This window comes from Symbiopectobacterium sp. Eva_TO (assembly GCF_053848865.1).
Genome location: NZ_JBSPEY010000004.1, coordinates 1,032,535 through 1,046,730, shown reverse-complemented (window position 1 = coordinate 1,046,730; position 14,196 = coordinate 1,032,535). Strand labels below are relative to the sequence as shown.

The following is a 14,196-nucleotide window of genomic DNA, read 5'->3' as shown; positions in this document are numbered from 1 at the left end:
CACTACACCTTCAACGCGTTGCGCACAATCTTTGCCGCGCCGCCCCAACCTTCATCGTAAATCATGCCAGACGGCGTCATCAACGTCATCGCGCCCTGCGCGTTCTCCACCTGGCTGAAACCACTTTCAAGAAACAGGCTGCGCCACCCCGCCAGCGTTAACGGCTGGACGTTGACATTGATTGCCGCGCGCTTCTGCTCCGTGACATCACCCGAGGCCTGCGGCAGCAGCATTATGTCATGTGTCAGCAACCGCCCTCCGAGTTTTAGCACGCGTAAATATTCCTGAATCAGCGGGCGCTTGGCTTTGTCGGCGTACATGGTGAGCATCGCTTCGTTAATCACCACGTCAAAGTGGTTATCAGGGAACGGTAATGCCAAGGCATTCGCTTCCATCACCGTCACACGCCCTTCGACGCCAGCAGCCAGAATGTTGTGCCGTACTTGCTGTAATGCCGCCTTGTCCATATCCACCCTGACGATAGCGCACCCGTAACGCTGCGCCATCTCAATGGCGGTGGTGCCCATATTACACGCCACTTCCAGAACACGCGTCGATGGTGTTAGCGCACCCTGCTGCATCAACCACTCGGTGGCCGCACGTCCGCCGGGGCGCAGGCGCTTTTTACCTAACCTCGCCAGAAATTTATGTCCCGCCAATTTCTCTGACATGCTTACGTCCTCCTCGCGATTACCGTGCTCAGGTGCTTGCTGAAAACAAGCAAATGATTATTATTTCCGTTTGATGTCAGACACTGTAGAACCCCGTGAGTGAGGCACCAATGACGTTTGTCAAAATACCCTTACCGACAGAGGAACATTGCGAGGTGCTGTTTTCCCATCAGTGGCTACGCAACGAGCCTGAAGCGGTGGTGCTCGCCTTACAGCGCGCATGCTGTCGTATCCACTTTCAGGCAGGGGAAATGCTGTTTCGCGAAGGGGATAAGATGCGTTACTGTCAGCTGGTGGAACAGGGTGAACTACAGGCGTTTCGCCATACCTATCAGGGGGATGACAAGGTCTTCGGGCAGTTTTTACGCGGCGAATGGGTGGCGCTCGCCGCCGTGTTTATGGAGCACGGCCGCTTCCCGATGAACATTCCGGCACTCAGCGCAGGACAGGCAATATTGATTCCGCGAGAGACGCTGCATCAGTTTTGTCTGCAACGGACGACGCTGGCGCTGCAACTACTGGGCAACCTTAGCCAGAAGCTTTACGCCACCATTAACCAGATCGACTGGCTGACCTCCAGTTCGGCGGGCGAACGGTTGGCGGATTACCTGCTGCGTCTACATCGCTCCCAGCAAGATACCTAGCCAAACGCGCAAGTTCGACTACCGCTCAATCGCGGACAGTTGGCAACACAGTTGGGTATTCGCGCAGAAACCTTGAGCCGCCTGATGGCGGAGTGGCAGCGGCAGGGTTACATCACCTGCCGCGCCAGTTACATCACGTTATGCAATCTGGACTACCTGCGCGCGTTGGCCGCGCAGGCACAGCGCCCGTTCTGAGTCAGAAGAACACCAGATAGACAACGCCCGCCACGAAGAAGCGGTAAATCGCGAACGGGACAAACGAAATGCGTTTGATCAGTTTCAGGAAGGTTTTGATCGCGACCAGCGCAACCAGAAACGCGGTGATAAAGCCCACGGCGAACATCGGCACATCGGCCAGCGACAGGAAATGCCAGCTTTTATACAGATCCAGCACCGTCGCGCCCATCATCATTGGCACCGCCAAAATAAAGGAGAACTCAGAGGCGGCGTAACGGCTGACACCCACCAGCATTCCGCAGGAAATGGTCGCGCCCGAACGGGAGAATCCCGGCCACAGCGCCAGACATTGAAAACAGCCAATCATAAATGCCTGGCGATAGGTGATATCATCCAATCCGCTGGCACGCGGCGTCTTCGGCTTCAGCCACTCCGCCGCCAGCAGCAGGAAACCGCCAACAATCAAGGCATACATCACATTCTGCTGATTAAACAGTGACTTGATAGTGCTGTGAAACACCAATCCCAACACCACCGCCGGGATCATCGCCAGCAGAATATGCCCCAGCTTCAGACGATCGTTACTGCGTCCTTCATGGGGCACGGCACCAAAGTGGATACCGATCAGCCCAAACAGACGACGCCAAAACATCACGACGACCGCCAGGATAGAGCCCAATTGGATAATGACTTCGAAGGTTTTCGCCTTCTCATCATCAAACCCCAACCAACTGCCAACAATAATCATGTGCCCCGTCGATGACACGGGCAAAAACTCCGTTAACCCTTCAACAACCCCAAGAATAAATGCCACCACCAGCGTGTGAAGATCTGCCATGCTCGCGCCCTGCCTTTCCGAACCGAAATAAAAGAAGCACCCATAAAAAAAGTGGCTACGCTGTCCGCGTGCGCCACTTTAAACCATATCGTTATACACATCTTTCTAACGCACTGTTTAATCAATGAGTTACGGGTTTATCTCAGAGTGGCATTTTGAACCTCAAAAAGCCAATGGGATGGCTTGAATGCCTTAATTCACGGGGTTCTGAGCATCCTGTTCAAAAAATGGCCAAAAGATGTGTATAACGATATGACTTTAAACACCACCACAATAGACTAAAAAACGCGATGTTAGTTTCACTGACAAAAAAGATTCATAAAAAAAACCACATGTGCAAACCCGTACGCATTTACCGTGTGCCGCGCTCGATCACTACGCCCACCTGGCGTGCCTGCGCGACTGCACCCGACTTGCTCACTTTGATACGCAGCCAGGGAATGGCAAAGCTCTGCATCAGCAATTGTGCCACTTCTTCTGCCACGCGCTCGACCAGCGCAAACGGCTGACTGGAGACATGGGCAATCACCGCGTCACTGACATCGGCATAGCTGAGGCAGTCATTTACATCGTCGCTTGCGGCGGCCTTGCGGTTATCCCAGCCCATTTCGATATCGAGCACCAGCTTTTGCGAAATGGTTTGTTCCCAGTCGTAAACGCCTATAGTGGCAATCACGGTAAGTTCTTCTATAAATACAATATCCATCACGTCATTCTCTGTTTTTGGCGCTGTTTGGTATCACTTCCGCCGGAATATGCGTATTATCCACGGATGGCAACTGTAAAACGACCTTTATTCAACGGAACCGCGTTATGAGTGCTACCGCGCTTGGCATGATAATTTTCGCGTATCTGTGCGGCTCCATCTCCAGTGCGATTCTGGAGTGCCGCATCGCGGGTCTGCCCGATCCACGCCAGCATAGTTCAGGAAATCCCGGCGCGACGAATGTATTACGTATCGGAGGCAAAGCCGCCGCCGCTACCGTATTGGTGTTTGACGTGCTGAAAGGCATGTTACCGGTCTGGGGCGCTTATGCGCTTGGCGTCACACCGCTTTATCTTGGTATTACCGCGATTGCCGCCTGTTTGGGCCATCTCTATCCGGTATTTTTCCGTTTTCGCGGCGGGAAAGGCGTGGCAACTGCGTTTGGTGCCATCGCGCCTGTCGGCTGGGATCTGACCGGTGTGATGACCGTCACCTGGCTGCTTACCGTACTGCTTAGCGGCTATTCCTCCCTCGGTGCCATCGTGAGTGCGCTGATCGCGCCCTTTTATGTGTGGTGGTTTAAACCCCAGTTCACCTTTCCGGTAGCCATGCTCTCTTGCCTGATCCTGATGCGGCATCACGACAATATTCAACGTCTGTGGCGCGGGCAGGAAAGCAAGATTTGGAAGCGCCGTAGCAAAGAAGAAATCCCGCCAAACGATGACGCTGACTAAACGCCACTGAGATTGAAAAACCGCAGCACTTTACCAATGGGTTGGCTATAATGGCCGCCACTCCATTTCTGACGTTAGAAAAAAGGAAACAGACATGAGTTTGATCAACGTCCCGGCGGGCAAATCACTGCCGGATGATATCTATGTAGTCATTGAGATCCCGGGCAACGCTGACCCCATCAAATACGAAGTCGATAAAGAAACCGGTGCCCTGTTTGTAGACCGTTTCATGGCAACGGCCATGTTCTACCCGTGCAACTACGGCTACATCAACAACACCCTGTCTCTGGACGGTGACCCGGTTGACGTACTGGTACCGACCCCTTACCCGCTGCAACCCGGTTCAGTGATCCGCTGCCGTCCGGTTGGCGTACTGAAAATGACCGACGAATCCGGTGAAGATGCTAAAGTGGTTGCCGTGCCGCACACCAAGCTGAGCAAAGAATACGATCACATCAAGGATGTGAACGACCTGCCGGAACTGCTGCGTGGCCAAATCGCCCACTTCTTCGAGCAATACAAAGCGCTGGAAAAAGGGAAATGGGTGAAAGTAGAAGGTTGGGAAAACGTGGACGCGGCCAAAGCCGAGATCGTTGCCTCCTTCGAACGCGCGAAAAAATAAGCGTGTAGCGCACTGCGCAACGTATCTAACGGCGGGGATCTCCTCGCCGTTTTCTTTTCAGCGCGCAGTCAAAGATCCCGCTGCCGTTCGCGGCTCCAGTAAGCCATAAACGTGATTATATCGCGTGGCACCTGACGTTCACCGGACAAGTAACGCCGCAGGTTTTTCACCACCGAGGATTCCGCCCGCCACCCAGCCAAAAAATTGGCCGTGCGTCTGACTGGCCGACTCCCACAGCAATTCACCTTCTGCCAACTCGTGCAATTCGGTAGTCTCTGCTTCCAGGCGAATATCCGGCAAACGTACATGTGCTCGCACGCTGTGCAACAGTCGTTCACCGTAAGAAGCTCCCTGCGGCTTACGCGGCAGCCAGTGCACCTCGGCAAAGGCAAACGCGCTCATATCCACACAGTCGGCCTCCAGCGGCACTTCGATAAACGCCTGCACCTGCACGGGATTCGACTGCTGCGCCAGTTGTTCCAGAATGCCCTTGATAGCAGGCAATGCAGTTTCATCGCCAATTAACAAGGCATGGGTCATTTCCGCTGGTGGAAGCCACTCATAGCCGCCGCTATCACCTTCATCATCTCCCACGCACGGCGCAACAATGCGCAATGCATCCCCCGATTGCGCCTGTATTGCCCAGGCAGACGCTGGTCCTTCGGTGCCATGAACAACAAACTCTACCGCCATTTCACCGTTAGCCGCATCCACGTCGCGTAGGGTATAGGTCACCTCGTTATACACATCTCTGTTCGTGCCTGAGCGCGCGTAGCGTTTCGGCGGCCGTCATGACTTTCTGCAAGCCTTTCCTGATAGTTTTTGCGCCTGGTTCACCGTCGCCTTTTCGAGCAAGAAAGCCTCCCAGTTGCGCAACTAAGCGCAATACTTCGTTTAGCTTAGGGCGGCCCTTGGGCATACGCTTGTTCATCAGTAGGTAAGCGCCATCAGTCTCGTCGGAATCAAAGAACAACATTGCGTCCAGCTCTGGACAGGTTCGTCCCATACGCATTAAATAGGCGATGCGCCATGCCACGATCATGAACAGCGCCAATGCCCGCTCAATGCGATCCACGGTCGATAACTGTAACGCTTCGACACAGCAGCCGTTCTTCAGCACATTGAAGAACATCTCGATTTCCCATCTAGCCCGATACCAGTCGATCAGCTCCACGATATCTTCTCGTCCTTCAGGTACGCGATTGCTCAGCAACCGCCACTCGACCGGCTTCACGCCTGCTGGCGGCTCAATTTCCTTGGCTATCACACAAGTCACTGCCAACCCGCAACGCAGCGACACTCGCTTCACGCGCAGCGCCTGTTTCACCGTACGCGCCTTCTGCCCCGCGCGAGCCGCCATAACGAATTGGATTTCTCCCACCGGCACGGTCTTTCCAACCTTCTGCCAAAGCTTCTCATTACAGTCCAGATTGCGATTATGAGTCGAGCGGATCAACCAGTCAGCCGGAGTGCCAAGGTCATCAGCGAGCTGCATCAACGCCTTGATATCCGCTTCGCGATCGGCTAAGTACACCAGACGTGTGTTTGGCAACTCCGAGGCGAGTTCAGCAACTCGCTCGTATCCCTCGAGCCAGCGCGTACTCTCCTTGAGCCCATCGCGTTTTCCGTCTGCATCCTTCGGCTCTCTTGCCCACATCTACGCATCCAGTACGCCCAACCCCACGCGATCCGGACTGACCGCGTAGGTCGGATGCAGGTACAGACCACGCCTGGCTTCGTAGTTCAAGGGACCCAAGCCTTGGATTTGCTGCCCGTTGAAGTCAAGCTCGGTAGTGTCTTGGATACACAGCACAACCTCGTGTTCTCGGATCCTTTCCTGCGTACGCTGCCAGTGAGGTTGCAGAATGTCTCGCCATTCGAATGCTTGGTTCTCCATGAAGCGGTAAGCACCCAGCGTCTCAGACCATCCGAGGCACGCATGCGGAATGCTGGCTTGCGGATTCTCAGCCAGCCGTATCAAAAGCCCTTTGGCACGCTTATTGAGCCTCGTGTCACCAAGATTTACCCCTTACAGTTCTTGGTGTGCCCAGCCATCTGAATCCCGTGTCATTTTTCAGCGCCGTAAATGGCGATAGTACACGTCGGTTTCACTTCATTTACAACCCCACCGGCTGCCTATTTCAGCCCGCTAACCCTTGGCATATAAGGCGTTGCGGACTTGTGTATAACGAGGTGGGTATAGGTGCGCATCACCGGCCGCTGCGCCTTGGGCAGCGCCAGCCACTGACGGTACCACTCATCACTGTCAGGCAATTCGGGGAAAACGCCATCGGAGGGAGGAAGCAGCAGCTTGATGCGTTGATCCGGTGCATCCATTTTCATCTGACGCACCGACTCACCGGAGAACACACAGCGCATCAGGGAAGGCGTTCAGGTAAGTCTTATGCGCCAGCACGACGTTAAAAATGCGGTATTTCTGTTTTTCTGCCATGACCTTTCTCATCTTATCCCGTAGGGGCGACCATAATGGCCCCACATCGGGCCAAAAGGGCGTTTACCTTAGCACTCGGGATTGATAATGAGAAACATTATTGTTAATAAAAGGATAACAGAATGGCGTGAGAAAGGATGGTGCAAGGAAAGTGAATCGTAACCGACACCGCGCCGGTTACGCTTTTATTTACAAACTACCCAGTACCATTACTGCTCGCGCGTCAGCCAATCGCCATTGTCGATACGCGGCAACCCTGTTACCGAGTGTTGATACAGATATATCCACGCACTCCCGAGCGGGGTGCTGATTAACTCGCGCTTGTATTCGTGACCATCACGCTTTAGCGCATCGAGTTCTGTCAGGATAGATGAGCTTATGCGATAAACTTCGCAAAAAATGTCCCCCTCCCCGACTACCACCGCAGGATAATGGCCAAGGTCATACATCTCGTAACCACCGAGTTGACAATCCCCTAGCAACTGTGCGTTCGTCATCCAGTGACTGTTTCCCTGTTTGCGTCGTAAACTGCCATAAACAATAATTCGCATCGCTAAAACTCGAACTGATAGAGCACATTCAGTGCCTGATCGAGACCAGACACCGCTTCCAAATAGAGTCTTGGCATTAACCGATAACGCAACGTCAACGTTGCTAAAGAGTCAAATATGCCAATACCGTATCTGACCTGAAGGCCTGGGAGGACGTAACCGCTGACCACAACTTGAGATTCGTCGCCAGCGCCCTGTGTATCCAGAGCTAAATCACTTACGCCAAAGGCCTCGCCGATTTTACCCACAACTTGACCGCTTTGCGCAACCCCTAACCCTACTAAGGCCGAGGTCATCATATTACTGTCTGAACCGGTGCTGTCCAGCCCTTGACCCCGCAACAGGTAAGATAATGCTTCTTGCTGCGATAATGTCGGTGTGGAAAACACCTCGATGTGCGGCGCGCTCGCCGCACCGGTGATACGCACACCCGCCGTCACACCATCCGCCGTATTATCAGGGTTGCGCACCGCTTCGATGTTCAAATTCGGTTCGGCTGGTGGCCCGGAGAACACCAGAATCCCTTTTTGCACGATTAAATCCTGTCCGTAGGCCTTGAAACACCCGGTAGGAATGTTGATCTGGCCGTTCAACCCCAAACCGCGCTCGTCCTGCACCATTTTCAGGTCGCCTTGCAAACTGGCCCGCAGGCCAAAGGCATCAAGGCGCACATCGTCACCTACGCGAATGGTCAGGTTACTGTTGATAGGGATCGCAGCGTTGTTACGCGCTAGCGGCTGACGTTGTTCGTCCAACAGCACTTCATCCGAGGAGACATCCACCGCATTTTCCGGCATCTCTTGTACGGTAATACGCGCCCATGGCACCCTGACCGAACCATTGAGCGTGAAAAGTTGCGGCGTGGCTTCAAACTCAATATCCGGGGAAACATCAAGCCGCACCGTCGGCGGCAACGTCACCCGCACCCTATCGCCCTTCGCCGCAATACGTGCCCGCCACGCTTCCGGCTGATGCCAATCCGCATCACCGTTAAGATTAAGCTGCCCTTGCGTGGTTTTCAGGAAGCCCTGTAGCGTAGAACTCATACCATTGAAGTTCACCGCCAAACGGCCATCGGTCAGATCGACCGGCATCCAGTGACCGTCGATATCCAGTCCTTCCAGCGCCAGCTGTCCGTTCAGTTGAGGCTGACGCACATTACCACCCACACGTAACGCGCCGTTCAGCATGCCCGCCGCTTTTTCCCCCCGACTTAACACCGGATTCAGCAGCGCAAGGGAGATTTTGTCGATGGCGATATCACCGCCCAGTTGGCGTCGCCCCTGCGGGTCCGTCACCTGAATATCACCCCGGAACTGGCCGTTATTGTGAATAGCGATGAGCCATCCCAGCGTCGCGCGGCCGCGATCGACGCCCGCGTTCAACGTGAAAGTGTCAAAATCAACTGGCAGCGTGTTGCCGTTCATCTGCTGACGCAGTGCAATCTTGTTCCCGGTGAGCGCGATTTTTGCCTGTGGCAACCCACCGTTCGGCTGCCAGGCCACATCAGCACGGCCGGTAAATACGCCGCTCAGCGCAGTGTCTGCGCCCAAAAACGGTTCCAGCATCTTCAAATCAAAACGGTTTAACACCACGCTGGCTTGTCCGCTCGGGCCAATGTCTACGGCACGCGGCACGCACAGCTCCGCATTCGGGTTTTGCCAACAGTGTGCACCGAGCGTAATGCGCGCCAGCGCTTGCTGATAATCCAGCGACATTGAGGGCGACAAACGCCATTCCCCCACCGGCGTAGTGAACTGAGTTTGATCCAGCGTACCGCGCCAACGCTGCTGTGCTCTGTCAAAGTACCCGGTCACGGTCAGATGTCCGGCGACAGGTTCCCCTTCCACGTTCAAGCGCAACTGATGCTGCTGCTCATTGCCTTGCGCATTCAGTGTCAGCAAAGAAACTTTCACGCCTTCCTGTTGCAATTGCTCAACGCGCAACGCCATTCGGCCATTGACCTGAGCATCCGAGCGCACATCGCTTTCCAGCGTCAGGCGATTGATCGATAACCCCTGCCAGCGCAGCCCTGTGGCGTTGAGATCCGCCAATAGCTGCGGTGCGGTCTGATTGCCGCGCAACCTTACCGTGCCAGCGACGCGCCCCGCAAGCCCCGGCAAGGCGCCGTTTAACGCTGGGGCGTCAATGACGCCGTCCAGTTTCCATTGCTGACCTAAATCGCCTTTAACATCAAGCTGGTTACGCCCTAATGCCAGGTTGATGCCAGGAATGTGCCACTGGCCTGCGGCATTGCCGTTCAACGAGCCTTGCGCCGTCAATTTGTTTTGCCTGATATTGCCGTTCAGGCGCAGTTCAGTCACCGCCACCTGCCAGTTACCACCGTACAGGCTGCCGCGCGTACTGATCTTGCCGTCAATGCGCGCAGGCCATTCCGGCCATTGCTTCGCCGTATTAATGCCATCGAGTACCAGTTCGCTGCGCCAACTGATGGCCTCGCTCCAGTCCACCAGTGCGCGCAATTCAGTGGTGCCTTGCAACGCAGAGAGTCGTAGCGGGCTTATATCAAACTGCTGCAAATTGCCTTTGCCTTCTAACGCCAGCGTGGCGGGAGGCACAGCGCTACCGCGAATATCACCGTTGATCTTCAAGGCATAATCAGTAGCCTTACCGGTCAGACTTAACGCCAGATTATTAACCTGATACTCCGCCTCTCTCGTTAACGGCCAGGCGAGACGCTCAGACTGCACGGTAAGCGCCAACGGCAGTTCAGGCTGGGCCAACTGCGCTTTCAGGGTAAGCAGTGCACGCTGCGGCCCGGACAGGTTAAGCGTGGTGTTCAGCCAGTCATGCAGGCTGCCCTCCACCGTCAGTTTGATCTTCTCGCCTTTCAACGGCGCGGTATTCACCACCCCGTTCAGAACGAAAGACAGCGGCCAGTTATCGCTAAGCGTGGCCTCGCCCGCCGCATGCAGGGCACCTTGCGGTGACTGGATTGCCAGTTTTTCCAACTGAATATGTTGTTGTTGGGTAGCGGCTTTGAGTTGCAGCGTGGTGAGGGTGATATCTTGATCGCCAGTCAGTCGCAGGTGTTCACCACGCAACTCGCTGATGTCTATATCAAGCGGTAGCGTGAACACGGGTAACGCCGGCAACAGCGGCTTGGCAAACAGCGCCTGTAGCTGCTCGCCCAATGCGGGCGGCATCGCCACTTTTTCCGGTGCAGGTGGCGTTGCTTCTGGTTGCGGTGCGGCAGCAGCCTGCGCCGTCGCGGAGGCGATATCACCCACTTCAGAAGCGGTGACTTTGCCATCTTCGGTGGCCACCAACGTACTTTCTGCAACGGTAGATGCTGGTTTGGTTTTCGGCAGTGCCACCAGCAGCGCATTGATTTGCGTCGGCAGCAAGGTCAACGCGCGCCCTTCCCAGTGCATGCCGGTGTGCAGTTCACCCAGAGAAACCGCCGTATCGTCCAGCGTAACGCGGATATTGTTGAGTGTTAGTTGGCTAAGACGTATCGGGAACGGTGCCGTCAGTTCGCCCACCGGCGCACTGGGGGCAGGCGTCTCCACAGGCGGCGGCATGACGCTGCTGTCGATGACGACATCAAGATCGCGTAGCCCAATATCATTGATACAAATTTGACTGCGCGTCAGGCAGCCCAGTTCCAACGCGAGGTGCAGCTCACCAGCGTTGAGCGTGATACCCGGTGTTTGATAACTGACACCGCGCAGTGTCAGATCGCGCCAACCGCCTTGCACCTCGGCGATCTCCAACCCCGGAACCCAACGCGCCGCGCCATTAAGCAGTAAATGCAACCCCGGCGTGGTAAACAGTAACCCCGCCAGCGTGATGAGCAACAACAACAAAAATGCGATGGCCCCAATGGCTATTTTCTTTATCAGGCTCATAGCTCAGGCCCCAAACCAATATAGAACTGGAGATCGTTACGTTTCTCGGAATCATTTACCGGAACGGCAAAATCGAATTTGACCGGTCCCACCGGCGAGGCCCAACGAATCCCGACCCCGGCACCGGTTTTCAGGTCGTTGATCTTGAGATCGTTTACCGCATCACCGGTATCGACAAACACCGCCCCCCACCAGCGCCCGGTAAAGTTGTACTGGTATTCCAGAGAACCAGTTAGCAATTTTGACGCACCGGTCAGTTTGCCTTCGTCATCACGCGGTGAGATAGAGCGGAACTTATAGCCGCGAATGCTGCGATCGCCCCCGGCAAAGAAGCGTAGCGACGGCGGCACGCGGGAGAAGCTATTGGTTTCAATCCAACCGACGTTGCCACGCGCGACAAAACGGTGCTTATCCTCCAACGTACGGATCCAGACGTTCTGCGCCTGTATCACCGCGAAATCGATATCCGAGCCCCAGGTGGTATCTGAGATATCCAGCGAATAGCGCTGTGAGTCACCCCAGGTGGGCATAGTCCCGCCGCGCTGTCGCGTGCGATTCAGCGTCAGGCCGGGATAGAGCAGCATGGTGGTATCGGTGACACTGCCCTGAGTAAAGTGATCGAGACTCCAGCGCAGGTTGATGGAGCGCTGCCAACCTCGATTAAGCGTCCAAAAGCGCGCCACGTTGAGCATGGTGCCATCTGATTTGGTGTTATTCAGGTCTTCGCGTTTAAAACCGGCTTGCAGCAAGTAGAACTGCTCCAACGGGCTTCTCAGCAAGGGGATTTTGTAACTGAAATCCAGCGACTGTTCCGGTGCAGAGACGCTCAGGCTGCTTTCCAGACTGTGTCCACGCTCGTTGATCCACGGCCTGCGCCACGTGGTCTGAAAGCGTGGCCCCACGTCAGTGGAGTACCCCACCCCGGTTTCCAGTAAATTGCGAGCACGCGGTGTAACGACCGCATCCAGCGGCAGCATTTTATCGGTTTTTCCCGCCGCGAAATTGAGGGAGACTACTGCCGAGGTGAACCATCCAGTTGCAGACAAACGCCGGTTAAATTCGCCCAGATCTTCGCTGGTATACTCATCGCCACGCTTAAACGGGATCAGATTGCGCAGATAGGCTTCATCGATCTGACTCCCCTGAAAGTGCACGTCACCGAAACGGTAACGGGTGCCGCCGTCATAATCGATATCCCAGAACGCTTCCCGCGTTTCGCGTATCACGCCTAACTGGCTTTTGTCGTAGTGCGCATCGAAATACCCTTTACGCAGTGCCAGGTTATTTAATGAACGCTTAAAATCATCATAGTCGCCGTGGTTCAGCACACTGCCTATCGCAGGCAGGCTACGGCGCCGCAGTTGGAGGAAATCGCTGTCGCTGCTCGCATCGCCGCGCAGCAGAACATCGGTGCCCGCGATTTTGACCGGCTCACCCGGCGTCACCGTCACCAACAGCAGCGGTCGTCCGCCGTTTTCTGCCGGGCGGTACTCAAAATTGATTAGCGGATCGTAATACCCCAACGCCCGTAACCCGCGCCGGATCGCATCATCAACCCGGGCACGAAAGCGCCCGTCGGCGCTGACCTCATCAGGGCCGATGGTAGAGAGCCGCGCACGCACATTGCGCTGTAATTCCCCTTCTAATACCACCACTTGCAAACGCACGTTCGCTGCATAGGACGATGCAGTTGCCAGTAGGCACACAAAAAGCAAAGTACGGTATCGTGACATGCCAACTCCCCACGTTCGTTTATATTGTTCTACACAGGCGTGTGTTGAAAATCATGTCAAAAACAATCCCACTCAACATCCTCATCTACACCCACTCTAAAGTCACCTCGTTATACACAAGTCCGCAACGCATTATATGCCAAGGGTTAGCGAGCTGAAATAGGCAGCCGGTGGGGTTGTAAATGAAGTGAAACCGACGTGTACTATCGCCATTTACGGCGCTGAAAAATGACACGGGATTCAGATGGCTGGGCACACCAAGAACTGGAAGGGGTAAATCTTGGTGACACGAGGCTCAATAAGCGCGCCAAAGGGTTTTTGATACGGCTGGCTGAGAATCCGCAAGCCAGCATTCCGCATGCGTGCCTCGGATGGTCTGAGACGCTGGGTGCTTACCGCTTCATGGAGAACCAAGCATTCGAATGGCGAGACATTCTGCAACCTCACTGGCAGCGTACGCAGGAAAGGATCCGAGAACACGAGGTTGTGCTGTGTATCCAAGACACTACCGAGCTTGACTTCAACGGGCAGCAAATCCAAGGCTTGGGTCCCTTGAACTACGAAGCCAGGCGTGGTCTGTATCTGCATCCGACCTACGCGGTCAGTCCGGATCGCGTGGGGTTGGGCGTACTGGATGCGTGGATGTGGGCAAGAGAGCCGAAGGATGCAGACGGAAAACGCGATGGGATCAAGGAGAGTACGCGCTGGCTCGAGGGATACGAGCGAGTTGCTGAACTCGCCTCGGAGTTGCCAAACACACGTCTGGTGTACTTAGCCGATCGCGAAGCGGATATCAAGGCGTTGATGCAGCTCGCTGATGACCTTGGCACTCCGGCTGACTGGTTGATCCGCTCGACTCATAATCGCAGTCTGGACTGTAATGAGAAGCTTTGGCAGAAGGTTGGAAAGACCGTGCTGGTGGGAGAAATCCAATTCGTTATGGCGGCTCGCGCGGGGCAGAAGGCGCGTACGGTGAAACAGGCGCTGTGCGTGAAGCGAGTGTCGCTGCGTTGCGGGTTGGCAGTGACTTGTGTGATAGCCAAGGAAATTGAGCCGCCAGCAGGCGTGAAGCCATATCGTTATACACATCTTTTGGCCATTTTTTGAACAGGATGCTCAGAACCCCGTGAATTAAGGCATTCAAGCCATCCCATTGGCTTTTTGAGGTTCAAAATGCCACTCTGAGATAAACCCGT

The 14,196-nt window shown here is 55.0% G+C and carries 12 protein-coding genes and 3 pseudogenes; 5 read left to right on the top strand and 10 right to left on the bottom strand.

Annotation, left to right across the window (positions count from 1 at the left end):
- Nucleotides 1-2: 2 nt before the first annotated feature.
- On the bottom strand, nucleotides 3-671 hold the full coding sequence (locus ACWWJF_RS07395) for an SAM-dependent methyltransferase (RefSeq protein ID WP_455869085.1): 669 nt from the start codon (nucleotides 669-671) through the stop codon (nucleotides 3-5).
- 110 nt (nucleotides 672-781) lie between these two features.
- Here ACWWJF_RS07395 and ACWWJF_RS07390 point away from each other — a divergent pair, with 110 nt between their 5' ends.
- Both ACWWJF_RS07390 and ACWWJF_RS07385 read left to right on the top strand, forming a co-directional pair.
- A complete protein-coding gene (locus ACWWJF_RS07390) occupies nucleotides 782-1,315 on the top strand; it encodes a Crp/Fnr family transcriptional regulator (RefSeq protein ID WP_455869084.1) in 534 nt (177 codons plus the stop codon).
- A gap of 21 nt (nucleotides 1,316-1,336) precedes the next feature.
- A pseudogene (locus tag ACWWJF_RS07385) lies at nucleotides 1,337-1,510 on the top strand (helix-turn-helix domain-containing protein); the annotation flags it as partial.
- A gap of 1 nt (nucleotide 1,511) precedes the next feature.
- Here ACWWJF_RS07385 and bacA read toward each other — a convergent pair.
- Both bacA and folB read right to left on the bottom strand, forming a co-directional pair.
- A complete protein-coding gene (bacA, locus tag ACWWJF_RS07380) occupies nucleotides 1,512-2,330 on the bottom strand; it encodes an undecaprenyl-diphosphate phosphatase (protein WP_455869083.1) in 819 nt (272 codons plus the stop codon).
- Between the two features lie 352 nt (nucleotides 2,331-2,682).
- Nucleotides 2,683-3,036 carry a bifunctional dihydroneopterin aldolase/7,8-dihydroneopterin epimerase gene (folB, locus tag ACWWJF_RS07375; protein WP_455869082.1) on the bottom strand — a complete coding sequence of 118 codons (354 nt, stop codon included), beginning with the start codon at nucleotides 3,034-3,036 and terminating at the stop codon, nucleotides 2,683-2,685.
- Between the two features lie 107 nt (nucleotides 3,037-3,143).
- On the opposite strand from folB, the gene plsY reads away from it, so the two are divergent.
- Together plsY and ppa are read left to right on the top strand one after the other, a co-directional pair.
- Nucleotides 3,144-3,770 carry a glycerol-3-phosphate 1-O-acyltransferase PlsY gene (plsY, locus tag ACWWJF_RS07370; protein WP_455870985.1) on the top strand — a complete coding sequence of 209 codons (627 nt, stop codon included), beginning with the start codon at nucleotides 3,144-3,146 and terminating at the stop codon, nucleotides 3,768-3,770.
- 94 nt (nucleotides 3,771-3,864) lie between these two features.
- Nucleotides 3,865-4,392, top strand: a complete 528-nt coding sequence (gene ppa, locus ACWWJF_RS07365) for an inorganic diphosphatase (RefSeq protein ID WP_455869081.1) — start codon at nucleotides 3,865-3,867, stop codon at nucleotides 4,390-4,392.
- Nucleotides 4,393-4,460: 68 nt separating this feature from the next.
- Here ppa and ACWWJF_RS07360 read toward each other — a convergent pair whose 3' ends face one another.
- The 7 genes and pseudogenes from ACWWJF_RS07360 to tamA all read right to left on the bottom strand — a co-directional run bounded on the left by ACWWJF_RS07360 (nucleotide 4,461) and on the right by tamA (nucleotide 13,000).
- A complete protein-coding gene (locus ACWWJF_RS07360) occupies nucleotides 4,461-4,562 on the bottom strand; it encodes a hypothetical protein (protein WP_455870984.1) in 102 nt (33 codons plus the stop codon).
- On the bottom strand, nucleotides 4,531-5,127 hold the full coding sequence (locus ACWWJF_RS07355) for a siderophore-interacting protein (RefSeq protein WP_455869080.1): 597 nt from the start codon (nucleotides 5,125-5,127) through the stop codon (nucleotides 4,531-4,533). Before ACWWJF_RS07355 ends, ACWWJF_RS07360 begins: the two co-directional genes overlap by 32 nt.
- A gap of 4 nt (nucleotides 5,128-5,131) precedes the next feature.
- A pseudogene (locus tag ACWWJF_RS07350) lies at nucleotides 5,132-6,421 on the bottom strand (IS4 family transposase); the annotation flags it as partial.
- Nucleotides 6,422-6,528: 107 nt separating this feature from the next.
- On the bottom strand, nucleotides 6,529-6,735 hold the full coding sequence (locus ACWWJF_RS07345) for a siderophore-interacting protein (protein WP_455869079.1): 207 nt from the start codon (nucleotides 6,733-6,735) through the stop codon (nucleotides 6,529-6,531).
- A gap of 318 nt (nucleotides 6,736-7,053) precedes the next feature.
- Complete coding sequence (locus tag ACWWJF_RS07340; protein WP_455869078.1) at nucleotides 7,054-7,395, bottom strand: gamma-glutamylcyclotransferase family protein; 342 nt, start codon at nucleotides 7,393-7,395, stop codon at nucleotides 7,054-7,056.
- 2 nt (nucleotides 7,396-7,397) lie between these two features.
- Entirely contained in the window at nucleotides 7,398-11,267 is a 3,870-nt protein-coding gene (gene tamB / locus ACWWJF_RS07335; RefSeq protein ID WP_455869077.1) for an autotransporter assembly complex protein TamB, read from the bottom strand.
- Nucleotides 11,264-13,000 carry an autotransporter assembly complex protein TamA gene (tamA, locus tag ACWWJF_RS07330; protein ID WP_455869076.1) on the bottom strand — a complete coding sequence of 579 codons (1,737 nt, stop codon included), beginning with the start codon at nucleotides 12,998-13,000 and terminating at the stop codon, nucleotides 11,264-11,266. Before tamA ends, tamB begins: the two co-directional genes overlap by 4 nt.
- A 228-nt stretch (nucleotides 13,001-13,228) precedes the next feature.
- Between tamA and ACWWJF_RS07325 the strand changes: the two are divergent.
- Nucleotides 13,229-14,083, top strand: a pseudogene (locus ACWWJF_RS07325) (IS4 family transposase); the annotation flags it as partial.
- Nucleotides 14,084-14,196: the final 113 nt, after the last annotated feature.